General features: G+C 43.6%; 1 protein-coding gene. It reads right to left on the bottom strand.

Annotated elements, in window-relative coordinates; genetic code table 11:
* The coding region (locus ACS8FD_RS17605; RefSeq protein WP_439276801.1) for a crotonase/enoyl-CoA hydratase family protein at positions 1-735 on the bottom strand (735 nt) is incomplete at its 3' end.
* Positions 736-943 lie beyond the last annotated feature (208 nt).

Genomic DNA, 943 nt, shown 5'->3' on the forward strand with positions numbered 1-943 from the left:
CATAAGTTTTAACTGCCACATTTTTTCTTTATATAGCGTCGTATGCGACTGCTGATACATGGCATTGATGACACGCTTACTTGCGAGCACCGCATCAGGAGAACGCTCGGCAAACTCAGCGGCCAGCAACTGTGCTTGTTGTAATGGTGATTCACTACAATGACTAACCAACCCTAGTGTTCGCCCCTCCTCCGCATCAATGGTACGCGCACTCATTGCTAGCTCTTTTAGCACGTCTGCACGCACGACCCCTAGTGCCGATTGCGTCAATCCCATGTCTGGCACTAATCCCCACTTGGCTTCCATAATGGACAGTTTGCAATCAGGATGACTAATGCGCACATCGCACGCCAGAGCCAGCTGTAATCCTGCCCCAATGCAATACCCTTCTAATACAGCAATCACAGGAACTGGTACTTCGCGCCAGACCAAGCAGACCTGCTGAAATAGGCTTTGGTTAGGTTTAATTAATTCCCAAAAAGCGTACGCTTGATTTTTGGGATGATTCAAATCACCCAAATCTATACCAGCACAAAACGTCCCCTCAGCACCATTAAGAATGACGGCACGTAACGTTTTATCCTTACTAATATGTCTAGCAGCAGCGATCAGCTCATCAACCACTTGAAAACTCATGGCGTTCTTTTTTTGAGGACGATTTATAGTAACGGTGGCAATATTTTCGGTAACGCTAACTTGTAGGGTTTTATATTGATGAGCGGCGATAGCATGCATAACAATCCTTAATAAGCAATTTGGATGATAAGTTGATGTTCGTTTTAGCAGTTATACTTTATTAATCTTAACAGGCTTATATCTGCTGTAGCGCGCGAATAACTGACTGCAGAGGTATCGATATTTTATTGGCTATATCGTTTTATAATATCTGACGCATTACTTTAGTGACAGTTGACCAGATAGTTATTTTGACGACAACCACACT

This window comes from Psychrobacter sp. 1U2 (assembly GCF_051847575.1).